We start from the raw sequence: 16,705 nt of genomic DNA, 5'->3' as shown, positions 1-16,705 counted from the left end.
CTATTGCCCCGTGTGGGGGAAGTGTAAAGTCGTTACTGCTTAAGTATTACCCCGCACGGAGCAACATTAAAGGAGCAGGTGATTAACACTTCCCCCGCTCTCAGATCCCCTTTCAACGGGCTCCGGCATGGCTACCAGACCTTCCGGCACCTTATAATCTGTCCTTTGAAGCCATTGCTGGTACGCTTTTTACCTCATTAAAGATATCTCAGCAATCGAAAATACGGCCTGAGAAGAGCATCAAAGCATCCATCGAAAGGAATAACAGGAATACCGTAGCAGGGTGAGTAAGGACCTAAAAACCAGATATACTGTCGGTACTTAAGAAAAGTGCGTCTTCAAAACTATAAACCATAGGAGTAGTACTGCTTTGTGAGCTTCAGAGATTTAATTTATATTACTATCCAGTCTTTCCGTTTCAAATGTTATATCTCTCACATTCTAACTTATACTGAAAAGAGGTTCTGTATGCAGCCACACAAATTGAAAACGGTAGTAGTGCTGACCTTATTACTGCTGGCTTTCTTCATAACAGTAAACGGACAAACACGTTTCAGAGACGTCGTGTTTCCTGATGTTACAAGGCAGGATGATATTGTATACAGCATTGTGGAGAATAACAACGGTAACCTTGACACACTGAAATTCGATTTTTATTCTCCTGAAGGTGATACCGTTCCAGAACGGCCCCTTCTGATTGCAATCCACGGCGGTGGTTTTATGACTGGATCGCGTAAGGATGAACTAATCGAGGCATTTTCCATAAATATGGCTCTGCGGGGATATGCCGTTGCCTCCATTAGCTACCGCCTCGCGACATTGGGAACAGGACAATTGTTTCCTGATTTCGAACAGGCGATCAATGATGCAGTTATCGACTCGCGTGAAGCGGTACGTTTTTTCAGGGCAAATGCTCAGGAGTATGGTATCGATACATCAAAGATAGTTAGCGGCGGACATAGCGCAGGAGCAATAACCGCGCTTAACCACTCACTATTGCCGGAACTACCTGATGATGCCAGTGAATCTGAGCACCCCTATGCAATCAGTGCGGTACTGAGTTTCAGTGGCGCGATCGGTGATACTCTACTGCTGCAAACAGCTTCTATTCCTGTATTCAGCGCACATGAAACAGGTGATACGGTCGTACCTTATGGGGTAGGCCACCCATTTAGCATACCACTATTACCACCAATGTATGGAAGTGCTGTTATTCATGAAGCCCTCGACGAACTGAATATTGACAATAAATTATTAACCTATGAAGGAAGAGGACATGGGTTAGAAGGACACTGGGAAGAGATTGTGAATGAGGCATCTCTTTTCCTCTACAACCTGTTTAATGGTAGCACATCAATTGCGTCAACCAGAAACGTAAGGAACCTATCCTCAAATTCTGTAAAGGATCAAAGAAGCATGCAGATCAATTTACGTAATAATCTTGGATCGGGCAACTATTATGATCTCAGGGGGCGAAGGGTTAACAGAACGAATACACCTAACCGGATTCATGGAGCGGGTGCGTATCTGCGAGTCGAACCATCTCACAAGTAATTGGTAGAATCTTAGATATAAACTATAAGGAGTTGTAGTCACACTGATGGTGATTACAACTCCTTTATACTATGAGGCTTAGGGCAGGTACCTGTGTGGTCACAGATCAAACCGGGCAAACACTTTCAGATTCTCACTTTTAAACGCAAGTTCTAAAAGAGTCTCCTTAGTTTTTCTGCCCCTCTCTCCCGTATATCCTCTTCTACATCTCTTCTTTTTTCCTCAATGACTTGCTTCTGCTCTTCTACCGCTTCGCGTTGTTCGCGGGCTTTTTGCCGTACCTGTTCTTCCGCACGGCGTTTCTCCCGTTCCAAACGCTCTTCAAGCTGCTCTCTTTTTTGATCGACGGTTTGCTGTATCTGCTCTGTAGCACGTTCTCTTACCGATGGCCTGGGTTGCTGTTGCTGAGCCGGAGCACTTCCTTCACCAAACCCCGCAAACGCGACCTTAGGATCGGAAAGATTACCCCCAAGATCCATCTTTACGGTAACCCTGCCCTGAGCATCTGACGGTATTCCCACATCATCGAGAATATTTGTCGCGGAGGACAGCGCGGTTCCGGAGAGCAGATTTTTCAGTGCGTCTCTTCCGGTATTCTGAACTGACAAGACACTACGACTTGCCCGTTCACTTAATCTGTTGGACACTTTCATATCCAGTTCAGTATCCAGACCTACAGTTCCACTTGCGGCCCAGTCACCATAATCGGATAAGATCTGAAGGTCATCGAAAATCATATTACCCTTATCCAGGCGCAGTGAAGCTGACAGACGTCTGAAGTTAACATCATCGATCTCGATAAATCTCTCCAGTGCACCCGACATCCGTTCCAGAACCAGTGCATTGGAAATCCGGCCATCAGTTACTTTAACCTCTGCGTTTCCACTAAGATTATCGGTAAGTTGCTCAGGTGTCCCACCACTACTTGAAAGATTGGCGGCAACAGTTATACTTCCATACAGCGCTTCCTGGATATTTTTAAGCTCACGGTTAAGCGCGGTGGTCGGCTCGATGAAATCGCCAAAACCTCTCATAAGATCGTTAATCTGTATTTGATCGACATTAAGCCTGTTGTTAAAACTGATATTTTCAACGTTTGAGATGTCAGCATTAAGAACATTGCTGATTCTCCCACCGGCGAATCCTGTTCTCATGGTTATATCTGCCTTATCATTTACTACCGTGACATCCACGTTAAGATCATCCATCTCCAGACCATCAAAAATTATCTTTCCGGCCTTTACGGTGCCATACATATCGATACCCGGAAGCGGCGCGATCATCGGTGCTCCCGCCTCGCCACTTTCTTCCGGCTCACCCTCCTGAGGTGGCAGTAGTTCATCAACATCCAATAGCGGTGAATTTAAAGCGAAAACTATTTTAGGCCGATTAAACTCTTTTTCGCTGTCCGGCAAAACAAGTGAGAGGTAATCGGTAATCTCTGCTTCCATGTCAAAGGAAGATCTGCCTATAGTAGCGGATAGTTTTTCGCCAATGGCAGTTGATGTAAGTGTGAACTCACCATTTATAACAGCAGGTTTTAAGAGCGGTGGCCATTTGATACTGAGATTTTCCAAATCCACCCGTCCGTTCAGATCCAGTTTAGAAGGATCTTCGGGGTCTGCTTCGCCTTTTACACTTACGTCCGCGTTCACTATCCCCGAAAGCGCGGCTCCGGGTGGCAGTTCCATCATATCCTTTACATCAGACAGATCTAATTTTCCCTTTAAAAACCCATCTACCTGAGGTCTTTCGAAATCAACGATCGTTACCTCAAGCTCTACCGGATTGGTGCCAAAGTTAAATCCCGTTTGAAGTACTTCAAGGGTATTTTCCGTGAAATTTATTTTACTGTTGATGTTACTGATAGATTGAGGAAGATCCACATACCTGATCAACCCGTCGTTAAAGGTAAGATTACCTTTAAGAGGCAAGGGCTGCTCCTCTTTCAGTACCCCTTTTATTGCGACATTAAGCTGTGCGGTTCCTGAAGCGGTTAGTTTTGCTTTGTCAGGAAGTATTTCTACGGGAATTTCCGCGAGAATGTCTTTAATATCAAACGGTTCGGAGTTGATTGCAAGATCCAGCTCAGGATCACCCTCAATATCAGAGATTGTACCTGACATAGTAAAATAAAGTTTCTGCAAAGAAAGTCGTATCTCTTCGATGTCTACTGTTCCTTCAACCAAATTCAATGTGAGGTTATGTTTGAAAGTAAAATTTAGATCAGAAAGAGGAGTTGGAATTTCAGCTGTTTTTACACTTATATCATCGAGCAGAAGTGTACCGGTGCTTACAATATTACGCAGTTCATTATCGATCGAAAGTGTAACGTTCTGATCAAGGCTTGCAATTGTTACATTTATATCATCCTTACTGTCAAGATACTGAAGTTCACCTCTGTTTATGGAAAGCCTTCTCAAGGTGATAGGAACCGGCAACATTACAGGTTCTTCAGCTTCCACCACTTCACCGGTAGTATCTGCTTCAGCAAGAACCTTAAGATCATCGAAATTAAATGCCCCTTCTTCATCTACTTCAATTACAATCTGCGGGGCATCCAGTATAACTGAAGTTATCTCAGGGTAGCCCTTGAAGATTGATCTGACAGATATAGAGATTAAAAATCTCTCGAAGCGAATAAAGGGGCGCTGTGAAGTAAATGTTTCTCGTTCGGTATCTGCTACCTCTACGCCCGAAAGGGAAACCCCGATTGCGGGGAAGATACTGAATGATACGCTCTCCACGCTGATCTCTCTGCCAAGCGCCTCTTCGAGACCAACTACCGCCATGTCCTTTATCTTTTCGGGAGGAAACATGACAAACAGGGTCACTAACCCCGCAACGAACAAAATAATCAGTGAACTACCCGATATAAGAGCAAATTTTAGAGGCTTTTTCATCAAAATCTCCCGTAGAAGAGTTAAGGAATCAAACAGGTAAGAGTTTCTGAATAAATATACTATGTGTTTAGCGCAACAAGGAAAGCCGGGAGTTAAATTTGTGTTGGTATAAGTAGTTTTGAGGTTTAGATTTGTGAGTGATAGTGCATAAATCGCTCTCTAAAGAGCTGTGCGTCACTGAGGTTTTGGGATTTGCGCCCAATAATCCCCTTCACACGCTCTATTCGGTCTTCAGGGTTTGGGTGAGTGCTGAAAATCTCTGCTATTCGGGGGCGAGCAGGTGCATCATCCCTGAGAAGCGTAAGAAAGGTTTCCATCCCTGTGGGGTTATAGTTTGCAAGTATTGAGTACTCAACAGCGAGGCTGTCAGCTTCAAATTCATTGTTGCGGCTGTATTTGAGAAACCCCATGGAGGCGGCAATATTGCTAAGGTAGTGATTCAGACTATTATCATCATCAATAACGATATCGATTAAAAGAGCAGCCCCGTACTGCTTAATCAGGAGTTTTATTCCGTGGCGCATGGTGATATGAGCGATCTCATGGGCTAAAACAGCGGCAAGCTCTGCCTCATTTCTGCAGGCCTCTATCAGGCCCCTGTACACAAATACGTGCCCGCCGGGTACAGCAAACGCGTTTATTACATTCTTATCGATGATAGTAAAGGTGAATGGAATATTTCTGCGATCACTCTGTGCTCTGACCAAAGCCTGTCCTATGGAATCGACATAGCGAACGACAGCCTGGTTTCTGTTATACACCGGATATTCATCGGAGTCACTGAGCAGTTCTCTTTTAATCTGGTTTCCAAGTTCCACCTCCTGCTGATCGGAGACGAATATATAGGAAACAGTAGTGCAGGAAGTGAGAAGCAGAAGAAAAAAAGCAGTGGAAGCAAGACCATTTTTCATCATTTTTTTACGATGGTTAATTGATGGATACTGAGATTCAGTATCCATCATTATTGCAATAATTTAGTTAAGTACTTTAATGGTAGCTGTGCCAGTTGCATCAGAAGAGACCGTATCGATTCTGATAAGAACATATGCTCCTTCTGTTGTTTCTACGACGAAAACATCACCCTGTGCACAAGGAACACGTCCTTCAAACGTTTCAGATGGATCAAAAAGTTCTTCGACCTCTTCTACAGACTCAACGTTATTAAATTCAGCGCTGGTCATAGCAACTTTGTGAAAGCGTGTATCATGAGGGTCATTCCAATCTGCGAAGATCCCGATATTACTGTCTTCCTTTGTATAAACAGGTGTCATTAGAACAGGGCTATTGAGAACACCTGAGTAGGTATAAACGATATCAACTCCAGAACCGGATTCTTTTGCAGCAGTAGCCATCATAACCTGTCCGTTGTCCAGATTAACAGAACTTCCTATATCATTGTTGCCATGTCCTCCAAGTGTAACAGTAACATCGTTCACCGGAGTTGGATCGGGCTCTACATCACCGTTTTGATCTTCATTATCATTAATGACGTTGAAGTACGCCTCACCTCTGAAGTTTCTGCCTGAGATGCGTGCAACCACCACCAGTCTGTACTCTCCACTGGGAAGGTCTGAATCGGTGGCGCGTATGGTGGCTTCAGTATCTCTTGGAAACCTGATTCTCCTATCATTAAGTTCATCAAATACAAAGTCAAATGAGTTGCTTACATCTTCATCGGAAGAATCATAAACTTCAAACCAAAACCTCTCAATTTCATTAGTTCCATCAAGTCTGCCTTCTATACCTCTGGTACCACCTCCAACGTATACCGTGCCATCGACCTTGAGTCCTTCGAAATCGACCCGGTCTTCATCTGAATCCACAAGTCCACAACCGTTTAATGCCACTGTGGCTACCAAAGCCGCAACTGCAAGTATCCTTTTCATAGTTCCTCCTGTGATTTTAAAGGTTTTTTTTATTCGCTTAATCTGCCTCAAAAAAACATTATAATATATACAATCACCCCCATGTTAAAGCAAGAACACTTTTTCCAGGATCACTTAAATGAGTGGTGAAAGAGATACTTTTTCTGCCCTCTTCTTACCGCTATATCTTCAAACCTCTTTTTTTCAATCACATTGCCATTTCTATCATGAGCATCTATCACCAAATTGTGCACCCCCGGCTCCACAGGTATTCTGGTCATATGAACAGTTTTTGGAGTAACAGAGGCCCCTCTGACATCAGCCCGCTCCATCTGAGAGCTAAGGACATCGGTTCCCAGATTGATCATCAGATTAGCCAATGGGTTCTCTGTACGCACTCTGGCCTTAGCCCTTTCAGCTGCAATGGTGCGTAAAACCACTCTCACAGCGGTTCTGGCTACTATAGTGTTTAAGTTCTCCTGCAGATAGCTCTCGGTAGTAGCATCAAGATCATTTACCATCACCGAATTAAACCTCTTTCCGGATTCCTCTAACAGCACCGAAAAGTTGTTGGTGCGGGATGGAAACGTTTTAACAGTTGGTAACGCGAATTTTACATGAAACGTCGTTCCTGATCTGGTAGGTTTGCCCTCATTGGCCTTTTCGTACTCGGAAGCAGGCAGGGGCGGGGCATGCATACTGATAGTCTCGTTCTTGCCATCGGGGCCTTTATGGTTAATAACCAGAAGCCCATCTTTTATATAGGTACCCGACCAGGCGGTTTCTTTAAGCACCGGACCTCTTCCGGCATAGCTTATCAGTACAATTTCCGAACCCCTCCTCTCCGGCCAGGTATTTTGCCCTGGGGCGGAGATATTAAGTCGTGCAGTATCATCGGCCCGGTCATTTCGTACAAAACGATTATAAGCATACCCTTTAACTTCGGGGGGCAGCTTAACGGGACCACGCTGATATGCCTGAACTGCTTTGTAAAGGGAAATAAGAGAATTGCTGCTTTCTCCAACCTGCTGATAAGCAAAGGATGTGATCAGATGGAAGAGCCCATCACTGGTATATCTTCTTCCTCTTGAATCGGTGCGCTGCCATTCATCAAAGTGAAGCTGCATTCTGCGGCTTTCGACCAAAGCCTCATCGATCCTTCCCTGTGCCTTAAAATTTAAAGCAGTAAACAGATGCAGCATTACCAGCTCATAGCGTTTGCTTCGGTAGGGACGCATGTTATCATTGGTCATTATGGCTGCTGCTTCATTGGTAATGGATCGCGCAAAGAGTTGATCGTGCACATCAGCAGCCTTCATAAGATAGGTGGTACTGGAATCGAAAAGCCCGGCATAATGATACAGCACCCCTATATCGAAGTAATACAGAAACTGCTCGTTTCTGCCATAAAGATTGTCATTATCCTTAATCATCGATACAGCGGAGAGAAAATCGCCACTGGTAACAGTTTTGTTGATCTTTTCCTGGCGTAACGCACTTCTGCCGGCACAGGAAATGAGCAAAAAAGAGGCAGTCAGAAGAATGATAGCGGTACTTTTTTTGAAAGTAGTAAAACACGTATAAAACATCGGTCTGAAGTGCCTCTCAAGTTTGGAAGGATTAGAACTTTGTAGATGCTCTCTCCACATACTTTTTAATCTGCTTTTCACCGATCCATACTTTCATATTGGATTCAATCTCAACCAGTTCCATATTTACCTGGTAATAGATAACTGCTCTGCGCCCCTCCTGGTCCACAATTGTGTTTATGGAACCAATAAGCATCAGATCAGCACCGTATTCTTCACCCATCTGCTGCTGTGTCTGCACTGAAGCATGTTCAGCCTGATCGAGACGCTCTTCACGGAGCTGCTCACGTTCCTCCCGTGTGGCCACAAACTGCACCCTACCACTGTTTAAAAGCTCACGCTCTATGTTTCTGGTAAAGGTCTGGGTGTTTATATGTTCATGACTCCTGTTGACGATATTTCCTACGATAACGGTAGGCCGCTTTCCTTCAGTTTCCCATTTATAGAGCCAGCGCTGATTGAGACAGTCTTCTATCATCTCTTCAGCAACCAGACGTGAGTCGGTGTCATTCCATCTACCAGTCAGGTCGATGGTAGAATCGGTATCTACTCTTGAAACTTTAGTCGAGCAACCTGCCACAATCAGCGCAAGTGCAAGATAAATCAACGCTTTAAACTTTCCCATAAAGGCCTCCTCTAAGTCGTACTCTTTTTTCTTTATATCTACCCGTTTCAGGATAGCTGCTCAATTAACCACAAAATAAACTTTTTCATCATTGATTACCTAATAATAGGTACTAAAAAGAATCAATCGGGGCATACTACAGCAGACTGTTGTTTCAGCCACACCTGCGCCCTTTCTCTGGCATCCTCTATAGCCCCCTCACGGGTACTAAAATAATACTGTCTGTTTGATCTTCCGGCAAAGATATCCCCGTTTGCCGGATTGGATTCAAATCGTACCGTCTGCCTGATATTTCGATCAACAACTTTCATCACCGGTTCCTGGGCCTGTATGGTACTGGTTGTAACCACCACGAGCACTTTTTGATGGAGCATATAGTTGATTTCGATGGTGGCTGAGTAGGTGTTCACAAATTCATCTCTTCCGGCTTCACCGTTTATTTCCCTTAAATACTCACTTTGGGCATCCACCTGAGCCTCAAGCTCATCAACTGCTGGTAATGAAACAATACACTCCTCCAAAAGACGCTCCTTCATATCCGATTTACCATCAGCGGTGGACCTTCCCTGAATGATTGTAACATTTCTATCCTTTGAAGAGTCGTTCTCAGCATTGGCCACCCAAACGACAGAGAGCGCCGATAAAAAGAGTGTAACAATTGCTATCTTATTCATATTTTTCTCCTGTGAAAAGACTTTTTCCCAACCCAATTAATAGTTCAGCTTCCTAACCCTTCTAAGAGGGCTTGTGAACATAACACCAATATCCAAACCAGCACCGTGGTTTCTCTCTTCATTCAAAACGACATAATAGGGCACTCTTGCTCTGACCTGAACGGTTTCGGTAATATCCAGTTCAAAGCCGATGTGAGCGGTTGCCGATGGTCCGAAATTGCTTCGAAAATCATCATGTTCATCACTTTCGAAATGATGGGCACCTATACCAAAACCGAAAAATGGCCTGAAATAGGAAGTGGAAAGCAGAAAATCAAACCCCGCATCCGCTCCCACATTCAATCCCGGAGCAAACCAATTCACATCAAGAAACAAGGAGACATGTTCCCTGAAATGCCATGAATTTATGAACGATACCCTTAGAAGTTGTTGTGATGGAGAATCGACATCCTGCTCAAGGGGAACCATTGCCCCAACTCCTATTCCTCCACTATAGATCTTAAGCGGCGTTGTATGCACACCAGAATTGCCCGCATACGCACTTAAGCTTACCCCCAGCACTAAAGCAAAACTTAGAAGCACTTTTTTCATTAAAACCTCACTTGAAAAATGTTTTCTCTCTGTTCTATCTATTAGACGCTGCTCTGTTTGAAAAAAGCTACACTTTTATTTGGTTTTACGATAGTTAACACCAGCATGGTTTAACTACCCGGAAACAGAAAACGCATCTTAATACCAGTACCAAACTGCCCGGTTCTGGAAAAGTTGATAATAAAAGGTATCATGGCCTGAATTTCAATATTATTTCCAAGTACTCTGGAGAAGCCGGCATGAGTTCTTAAAGACATCGCCACATCCTTACCGGAGCTCATGTACCGTAAGCCCGGCCCTACACCTGCAAAAACGTCGAAATCGTTTATCTGAGAGTAGACATTCACCCCGGCATTTAAGCCTGCATTTTTAGCAAAGGGCTGAACGTTAAGATTGAAGAAAAGATCCATATCTGCATCAAGCTGGTAAGAGCCGGTGGCTGAAAGTACTATATCCGATTGACCGCCAGAGCCCATATGGGACAGCACCCCGCCACCAAAGCCCCACCTCATTGAGGGCAAAGAATTGCTTTGCGCACTACCTTCTGTACCAGGTTGTTCAGGCCCCTTCACCCGGGTTCTGTCAATAAGGGGCATCTCTGTAAGCATCCTGCTTGTTATAATTGTGGTATTTCTATGGCTAACAGCCATATTTCGCTGAAACACCTCTGAGGTTCTTGCATTTATAACACTGTATTCCCCCGGTGGAAGAGAAACAAAGAGCTCTCTTCCGCTTTCTTTGGTAAAATCCGCATACACATCACTGTATGTTGGGCTAAGGACCAAAAACGACCCCTGGGTGGATCGGTCAAAAAGGATACCACTTAGGGTACCTTTGTTAAGATTTGTAAGGCGAATTTCGCCCTCACCCTGAATATTAAAATGGTAGGAAGGGTGCTGAACTCCTCCCCCGGTCAAAGCCGAAGATTCTATGGTTTTATGGTACGCATACCGGTACGCCTCATTGAGCGTGACATAACGATCCCCATTTAAATCAGCACTTCCACTGAGGCCATTAATCCAGTGATGAGTGAAAATAGAACCTTTCAGTGTTTCGCTTTCCTGAGCCCGTTGATGAGCTGCTGAAGAGGAAATTAACACTAGTCCCTTTACTTTCTGCTTCGTATCCATAAAAAAGGGATCAGCCCGCCTTCCCCCCTTAAACCCGGTTACTGCTCCACTGTAACAGGCATCAAAAATTCCGATTCTTACACCTGCCAGTTCAGACTCGTTAAGAAGTGCTTTGATTTTTTTAAGCGGATACTTCTCTTCTCCAAGCAATAAATGGTCGCCGTCTGAGTGCCCTGAATAATAAAACAGAAACAGCGCGTCATCAAAGTTACCATTGGTTTGAATTTGCTCTTTAATAATGGTAATACTCTCCTGCAGCTCTGAAACATCAGGAGCAAAGAGTGATACTACATTTTGAGATGGAAATTGACCTGGACCGGTCAAGACTTCTGCAAATCGTTTAACATCCGATTCAGCATAGTTGAGGATAGAAAGTTCTGCACCCCCATCATTGCATCCGATCAATACGGCATAGCGATTGTTTTCCAATGCAGATACAGCTATACAAAAAATTACAAGAAACCATACTGCAACCTTCATATATATCTACCCCTTAGTAAGAAGAAGTGAAGCTACAGTAACACCATTTAAGGGTAGGTTTTGCGATAACCTGGTTTTTAACCGGGCCAGATCAGCGTAATTCTCTGCAGCTTCAATTTGTACCCATTCTCTGACACTATCAACCTCCTGAGGAGTTGATGAATACAGAAGAACAATGAGCTCCTGGCCGGCATTTTCATCCAGAATAATACTTGAAGGAAAGAGCTGGTCAGCCCCTGTTTCGGCCAGAACTGAACAGGTATCGGAATCCTGATTGGGATGATAAAAGGAGATCGTACCCAGATTATCCACACTTAAGAGTGTAACATAGGAAGCATTCTCAAGTGAAGAGTAAAGAATTTGGATACGGTCGCCAGCTTTAAACAGCATATCCCGGTGTCCCCGTTCTATAGCGCCATCTCTTTTATAGAGAAACTGCAGAGCGGCTGAATCCCCCTTATACCTGAACAACGTTTCATCGCTGCTGCTGTCGTTTACCATATAAACAGGAATCCATACTAACAACAGTAGTATAAGAGCCGCAGGCAGCATCAAAGGTGATGGATAGGCTAAGAATCTACGTTTTTTTAGGGGCAGTTTTACAGGATTCTTTTTTCTGTTTTGTGCCAGATCTTCAAAGGGATACGTATTTAAAAACCGTTTACGTTCAGCTTCAAGCTCTTTGAGGTACGCTTTGCATTTTTCACAATGCTGAAGGTGGTTTTTTATCTCCCGCTCTTCATCTCCCTGCAATTCACCGGTAAAGAAGAGTTGCAGTTTAAGTTTTCCAGGTTCAGTTTTCATATAACCTCCCTTGGATTAACCTTCGCCTCACCACATGCCCGGCGAAATCGGGTGAGGTATTTGCGTATGGTAGATTCACCCAATCCGGTGAGTTTAGCAATCTCATGCTGTTTATAGCCGTCTATATAGGTATAAAAAAGCACCTCTCGTACTTTTTTATCCCAGGGCATCATGAACCTCTCAAAAAGCTCTTTCATCACAAAACGCTTCTCCTGAGGTGGAAGAGCGGGGTTTGAGAAATGAATAGCTTCATTGAACTCCTCCAACCTCCTTTTGCGCAGCTGAGAGATACAATGGTTTGTACTCACACTCATAAGCCAGGAAAAGATAGCATTTTTGCTTTTAATTGATGGAAGCGATCTGGAAAGCTTCATAAATACCTCCTGGGTAGCATCCCACGCCTCATCCTCTGATTTAAGAATAGAAGCACAGCGTGAGTGCACTACCGATGCATAGCGCCTATACAGGTTACTCAGTTCACAGCAAGAAGAAGTTTGTGACTCACTCATTCATTTTGCCCTTTTAATTAGTAAGACGCAGGTAGGTTACAAAAACGCTCTGTGTTTTTTTTCTAAACAGCAAAAACAACAATTTTAATCCATGATAGTTCTACCATAGCCCAGCAAACCCGGAAAAAAAGACTTTGCGATTCCAGGCTTTATACATCACTTTTCCCCTACTCTCTCTGTGTTTTGGTAGAGTCCTCCCCTATAAACTCATCAATCACTTCGATAAGCTCAGGAGTGTCATCTTCAGAGATCTGCTGTTGTTTTTGTGTCGCCCTGGCAGCTTCAACCAGTTCCCTTCTGGCACTAATGGTGTCCATGGCTATCTGCACTCTGGGTCCGGCTTTTTGCATACAATATTCACTCTCCGGATATGAATCACAGAGAGTCTGATACAGTGTTAAAGCGGCCTGATTTCTTTGAAGCACATTATCAGAAACGTGAGCAGCCATATAGAGGCTCTTGGGAGCGATATCGAGTTCAGGAAAACGACTATAGACACCATAAAACACCTTTACTGCTTCTATGGGTTCATTTTTATCATACAACAACTCCTCAGCCTTTTTAAACTCCTTTTGGGCGATAGAGCCACTGGTTTGAACAGTGACTTCAACCTGTTTTAGTTGCTGAGCACTTCGGGCATACTCTGTCTGAGGATAGTTTTCGATCACCACATTGAGCAAACTGTCACTTGTGGTGGTATCAGCCATATCACTTCTGGCTATTATCGCCGCCATCGATAGGGCTCTGGGAGCAATAGAGGTATCCTTCCACTCTCCGTCCGCGAGTTCCATGTAGTGGCTGAAGGCAGAATCTTTAACCCCGAGCTCAAAATTGAATATTTCAGCAATTTTTAAAACCCGCTGCTCGTAGGACGTTGTGTCGTTTGGATCGGGATCTCTAAGTGCCCGTATTGCCTCTAAAGCATTGTACTTACGTGTAGCCTGGTTTGATACCGCTGTATCAGGCACTGCCGAGGCATTCTGAAAGGCTTCTGTGGCAAGCTCAAAGTCCCCCAGTTGTCTCTGGTATATAAAAGCCAGTTCAATCCATGCATAACCGGCCAATTCTTCGCTTTCCTGAGTAATCCGTTTGAATAGCGCAACAGCCTCCTCCAGCCGCCCAAGGTCTTTTAGCACCATCCCTTTTTCAAACAAAATTTCATAGTGATACTGGTAATAACGCCTGTTATTGAGCATTGCATTCACATGCTCCAGTGCAATTTCAAGCTCATCGGTAGCCACGTAGCATCTAAGCAGCGCACGCTCGATTCTGTAGGCCAGAAAAACATTTCTGGTACGTGGAGCCGAGAGCAGTAATTGCTGTGCTTTGGCGTATTGTTCCATATCGATATATAATTCTGCCGTGCGCAATAGAATACCAACATTACCTCCCGATCTGCCACTCATTACCTCTTGAAGCATGGAGATGGCAAGAGCTCGACCGCCACGCCGTAAGGCAATATCCACCATTAGCATTGTAATTTGATGTTCTTCATTCATATCCGGATACTTATAGAGCAGATAATCCAGTAAATCTTCAGCACTGTTAAGATCACCTGTCTGAATATGGGATTTTGCTCTGTAGAGATATGATTGGGGTATATAGGAGCTTTGAGGAAAGGTGTCTTCCAGATCTCTCATACGGTTTATCGAGAAGGTATAATCACCCCGGTAAAAAAGCGCCCGCCCCATCAAAAAGGTGGCCCTTTCATGCCATTTATCGGCATCCGGGTACACATCCATCATTTTCGCCGATTTTTCTATAGCCCGGGTGTAGCCGTATACCATTTGCTCGGTAGGAGTTACATAGAAACTGTCGGGATTCTCATTTAACAGTAGTTCATGCTCTCTGTAGGCCTCATTAAAAGCAGTTCGGGCATTATAAAAGGTGTTAAAATAGGCACACCCAAATATAAGCATAATTGAGCAGTACAAAAACAGCGTAAAAGTTTTCCGGAGCATAGATTGCCTTTCTCCCTGGATTCAAAATTCATTTGAATTATACCTAAAATACATTCAGATAGTTGAGAGTAAAAAAAGTCTTAAAAAAATGGCAACATACTGTTAAGATCATAGGTGCTTATTGTATTTTAAAGAAATGTTTAACTTACCTTTGATTACAGTACTAACTGCTGCTATATTGTTGTTGGATGTTACTACTGAGGCTCACAGTACCGAAACCTGTACAGTAACGCACCAGTTGAACGTTGAAGATTCTCACAATCCCGCAACATCACGAAGAGCTCTTTATCAGCACACTGCAGATACTCCCCTCTTCTCTTTTACTGCCCTCAACGAGTCACATATTTTCAGAACTGATGGTACCGCACTCTCAGAGATGCTTCGGTTTCACCCTTCAATGGTTTCTTTTCCCTTCACTCTTTCCGGTTCATTAAACCGTGCGCTGCCTTATGGAAATGTCATAGACCTTAACACAACTTCTGGTCTTTCTTTAACTCCGGGTCAGTTTTCAGGATCAGATTATACATTCAGTACACAGATGGATGCCATTACGATCGGTCCGGGCCCCAAGCTCAGTGCGACACATTTCCCCAAGCAGCTTACAACTCCTGAAGTAGTTGCTTTTTGGGAAAACGGTGTATTTGATGAAAACATACTTACATTCCGTTTCGCACGCCCTTTGAGCCGCAATCTGATGTTTAACTTTTTCTCAAATTATCGTCATTTTGAAGGCAAAAGGTTTAGCCACGAAAGAAATAACGTAATTGATTTTTATGAAAACTTTACAGATTCATCTCTGCTTATGAACAGAGGTTATAACCCTCTTACAAACGAACACATTACCGGTGCACAAATCAAATATATCGATTCTGCAGATCAATACTTTTACGGTTCACTATCTTATGGTGACCTCAGCAATGATTTTGCGCTTGATGTACCGACCCAATCCCCAACAGCACTAAAGTGGGCAGATCTTGACAGGTATATCTACCGGTTTGAAATTGGGGCAAAACAGAACATCTCCGAACCTCTTTTCTATGATTTTTCTGCTAAGCTTATCGATGAACGGTACCGTTTTGTCTTCCCGGCCGATTCCCAGAGCACAGGAAAAAAACGTGCTGATATAGACGAAATAGAGTATTCTTTAAACCTTGGTTACGCTTTAACCCCAAATGACACAGCAGGGCTTCATTATCAGGGGAAAAGACGGAAACTTGAACTATTTAATGATGAAGAACAAAAAACCTTTGAAAATATACCCCGGGTTTTCTACCGACGGTCACTGTATGAAAACAGCACAGGTAGTGGCTTTTTTAAAGTTTCTGCAGGATACTCAATTCTTAACAGAGAACTTAATACCCAATTTTCTCCGCTATTTTCCACTTCACTGGATTTAACTTTTGGTGATAACCACCTTAACCTGTTCGCCCGCAGGGATGCGCATACTATTTATCCTGGCTTTGATACACTTTCTTTTGTTCCCGATGCAGATCCTTACTACCACTTTGGAGCAGAACTGTTATTGCGCCATGGGGATGCAGGGTTACTACTTGGCTATCAAAATATTTACGGACTATCGGACCTGGCTTCAAGAAGTGTTTGGCCGCAAAACACCCCACCCTACGCTCAGCCAGCTCACGTTTTCTTAATCGCCCCGGGGATTAGGTTTAATAATGGCCTCACACTTACTACAAGAGCACTTATAAGCGATACAAAGCCTCACCTGAAAGCATCAGGTATCGCCTCTCTTACTTTGGATCCTTCGGGTACAAGCGCTGTTTATGAAGGTAAAATTGCTTTTGACTACTGGAGTGAACGTGATCCTGTTCTATTTGCAGGACACACCAGCTGGAACAACCCTATTTACGACCTCAACTTAACGCTTTCAGCTCATATAAGTTCCTTTAGACTTTTCTACAAGGTTAATAATCTTTTAAACAGAAGACATGCCTGGGTACCCGGCTATTTTTCTCCTGGTGTCACATTCCGCTGGGGCGTAAACTGGTACATACAACGATAA

13 protein-coding genes are annotated in these 16,705 nt (G+C 43.8%); 2 read left to right on the top strand and 11 right to left on the bottom strand.

Annotation, left to right across the window (positions count from 1 at the left end; genetic code table 11):
- Positions 1-468: 468 nt before the first annotated feature.
- Positions 469-1,554, top strand: a complete 1,086-nt coding sequence (locus QA601_16540; GenBank protein ID MDG5816707.1) for an alpha/beta hydrolase — start codon at positions 469-471, stop codon at positions 1,552-1,554.
- Positions 1,555-1,706: 152 nt separating this feature from the next.
- Here QA601_16540 and QA601_16535 read toward each other — a convergent pair whose 3' ends face one another.
- The 11 genes from QA601_16535 to QA601_16485 all read right to left on the bottom strand — a co-directional run bounded on the left by QA601_16535 (position 1,707) and on the right by QA601_16485 (position 14,685).
- Positions 1,707-4,457, bottom strand: a complete 2,751-nt coding sequence (locus tag QA601_16535) for an AsmA family protein (protein ID MDG5816706.1) — start codon at positions 4,455-4,457, stop codon at positions 1,707-1,709.
- Between the two features lie 125 nt (positions 4,458-4,582).
- Positions 4,583-5,419 carry a M48 family metallopeptidase gene (locus QA601_16530; protein MDG5816705.1) on the bottom strand — a complete coding sequence of 279 codons (837 nt, stop codon included), beginning with the start codon at positions 5,417-5,419 and terminating at the stop codon, positions 4,583-4,585.
- A 12-nt stretch (positions 5,420-5,431) separates the two neighbouring features.
- The gene (locus QA601_16525) at positions 5,432-6,343 is read right to left on the bottom strand and encodes a hypothetical protein (GenBank protein MDG5816704.1); all 912 of its coding nucleotides are present in this window, start codon (positions 6,341-6,343) and stop codon (positions 5,432-5,434) included.
- Positions 6,344-6,453: 110 nt separating this feature from the next.
- Positions 6,454-7,911 carry a hypothetical protein gene (locus tag QA601_16520; protein MDG5816703.1) on the bottom strand — a complete coding sequence of 486 codons (1,458 nt, stop codon included), beginning with the start codon at positions 7,909-7,911 and terminating at the stop codon, positions 6,454-6,456.
- Between the two features lie 31 nt (positions 7,912-7,942).
- Positions 7,943-8,536 carry a penicillin-binding protein activator LpoB gene (locus QA601_16515; GenBank protein MDG5816702.1) on the bottom strand — a complete coding sequence of 198 codons (594 nt, stop codon included), beginning with the start codon at positions 8,534-8,536 and terminating at the stop codon, positions 7,943-7,945.
- 122 nt (positions 8,537-8,658) lie between these two features.
- Entirely contained in the window at positions 8,659-9,210 is a 552-nt protein-coding gene (locus tag QA601_16510; protein MDG5816701.1) for a hypothetical protein, read from the bottom strand.
- A gap of 36 nt (positions 9,211-9,246) precedes the next feature.
- Positions 9,247-9,801: a hypothetical protein gene (locus QA601_16505; GenBank protein ID MDG5816700.1), complete on the bottom strand. Its 555-nt coding sequence runs from the start codon at positions 9,799-9,801 to the stop codon at positions 9,247-9,249.
- A gap of 110 nt (positions 9,802-9,911) precedes the next feature.
- The gene (locus tag QA601_16500) at positions 9,912-11,411 is read right to left on the bottom strand and encodes a caspase family protein (GenBank protein ID MDG5816699.1); all 1,500 of its coding nucleotides are present in this window, start codon (positions 11,409-11,411) and stop codon (positions 9,912-9,914) included.
- A gap of 6 nt (positions 11,412-11,417) precedes the next feature.
- Positions 11,418-12,215: a zf-HC2 domain-containing protein gene (locus QA601_16495; protein MDG5816698.1), complete on the bottom strand. Its 798-nt coding sequence runs from the start codon at positions 12,213-12,215 to the stop codon at positions 11,418-11,420.
- Positions 12,212-12,724 carry an RNA polymerase sigma factor gene (locus QA601_16490; protein ID MDG5816697.1) on the bottom strand — a complete coding sequence of 171 codons (513 nt, stop codon included), beginning with the start codon at positions 12,722-12,724 and terminating at the stop codon, positions 12,212-12,214. The genes QA601_16495 and QA601_16490 overlap by 4 nt, the downstream gene beginning before the upstream one ends.
- Before the next feature lie 167 nt (positions 12,725-12,891).
- Positions 12,892-14,685: a tetratricopeptide repeat protein gene (locus QA601_16485; protein MDG5816696.1), complete on the bottom strand. Its 1,794-nt coding sequence runs from the start codon at positions 14,683-14,685 to the stop codon at positions 12,892-12,894.
- Between the two features lie 136 nt (positions 14,686-14,821).
- Here QA601_16485 and QA601_16480 point away from each other — a divergent pair, with 136 nt between their 5' ends.
- Entirely contained in the window at positions 14,822-16,705 is a 1,884-nt protein-coding gene (locus tag QA601_16480) for a hypothetical protein (GenBank protein ID MDG5816695.1), read from the top strand.

The organism is Chitinispirillales bacterium ANBcel5, from assembly GCA_029688955.1.
GTDB lineage: Bacteria > Fibrobacterota > Chitinivibrionia > Chitinivibrionales > Chitinispirillaceae > Cellulosispirillum > Cellulosispirillum alkaliphilum.
Note: the sequence above shows the minus strand (reverse complement) of the source record. Positions and strands in the feature narration are given on the sequence as shown.

Excerpts from the sequence above, each read along its gene's own strand:
- QA601_16540 (MDG5816707.1), top strand. The coding sequence starts at position 469 with ATGCAGCCACACAAATTGAAAACGGTAGTAGTGCTGACCTTATTACTG.
- QA601_16535 (MDG5816706.1), bottom strand. The coding sequence starts at position 4,457 with ATGAAAAAGCCTCTAAAATTTGCTCTTATATCGGGTAGTTCACTGATT.
- QA601_16530 (MDG5816705.1), bottom strand. The coding sequence starts at position 5,419 with ATGATGGATACTGAATCTCAGTATCCATCAATTAACCATCGTAAAAAA.
- QA601_16525 (MDG5816704.1), bottom strand. The coding sequence starts at position 6,343 with ATGAAAAGGATACTTGCAGTTGCGGCTTTGGTAGCCACAGTGGCATTA.
- QA601_16520 (MDG5816703.1), bottom strand. The coding sequence starts at position 7,911 with ATGTTTTATACGTGTTTTACTACTTTCAAAAAAAGTACCGCTATCATT.
- QA601_16515 (MDG5816702.1), bottom strand. The coding sequence starts at position 8,536 with ATGGGAAAGTTTAAAGCGTTGATTTATCTTGCACTTGCGCTGATTGTG.
- QA601_16510 (MDG5816701.1), bottom strand. The coding sequence starts at position 9,210 with ATGAATAAGATAGCAATTGTTACACTCTTTTTATCGGCGCTCTCTGTC.
- QA601_16505 (MDG5816700.1), bottom strand. The coding sequence starts at position 9,801 with ATGAAAAAAGTGCTTCTAAGTTTTGCTTTAGTGCTGGGGGTAAGCTTA.
- QA601_16500 (MDG5816699.1), bottom strand. The coding sequence starts at position 11,411 with ATGAAGGTTGCAGTATGGTTTCTTGTAATTTTTTGTATAGCTGTATCT.
- QA601_16495 (MDG5816698.1), bottom strand. The coding sequence starts at position 12,215 with ATGAAAACTGAACCTGGAAAACTTAAACTGCAACTCTTCTTTACCGGT.
- QA601_16490 (MDG5816697.1), bottom strand. The coding sequence starts at position 12,724 with ATGAGTGAGTCACAAACTTCTTCTTGCTGTGAACTGAGTAACCTGTAT.
- QA601_16485 (MDG5816696.1), bottom strand. The coding sequence starts at position 14,685 with ATGCTCCGGAAAACTTTTACGCTGTTTTTGTACTGCTCAATTATGCTT.
- QA601_16480 (MDG5816695.1), top strand. The coding sequence starts at position 14,822 with ATGTTTAACTTACCTTTGATTACAGTACTAACTGCTGCTATATTGTTG.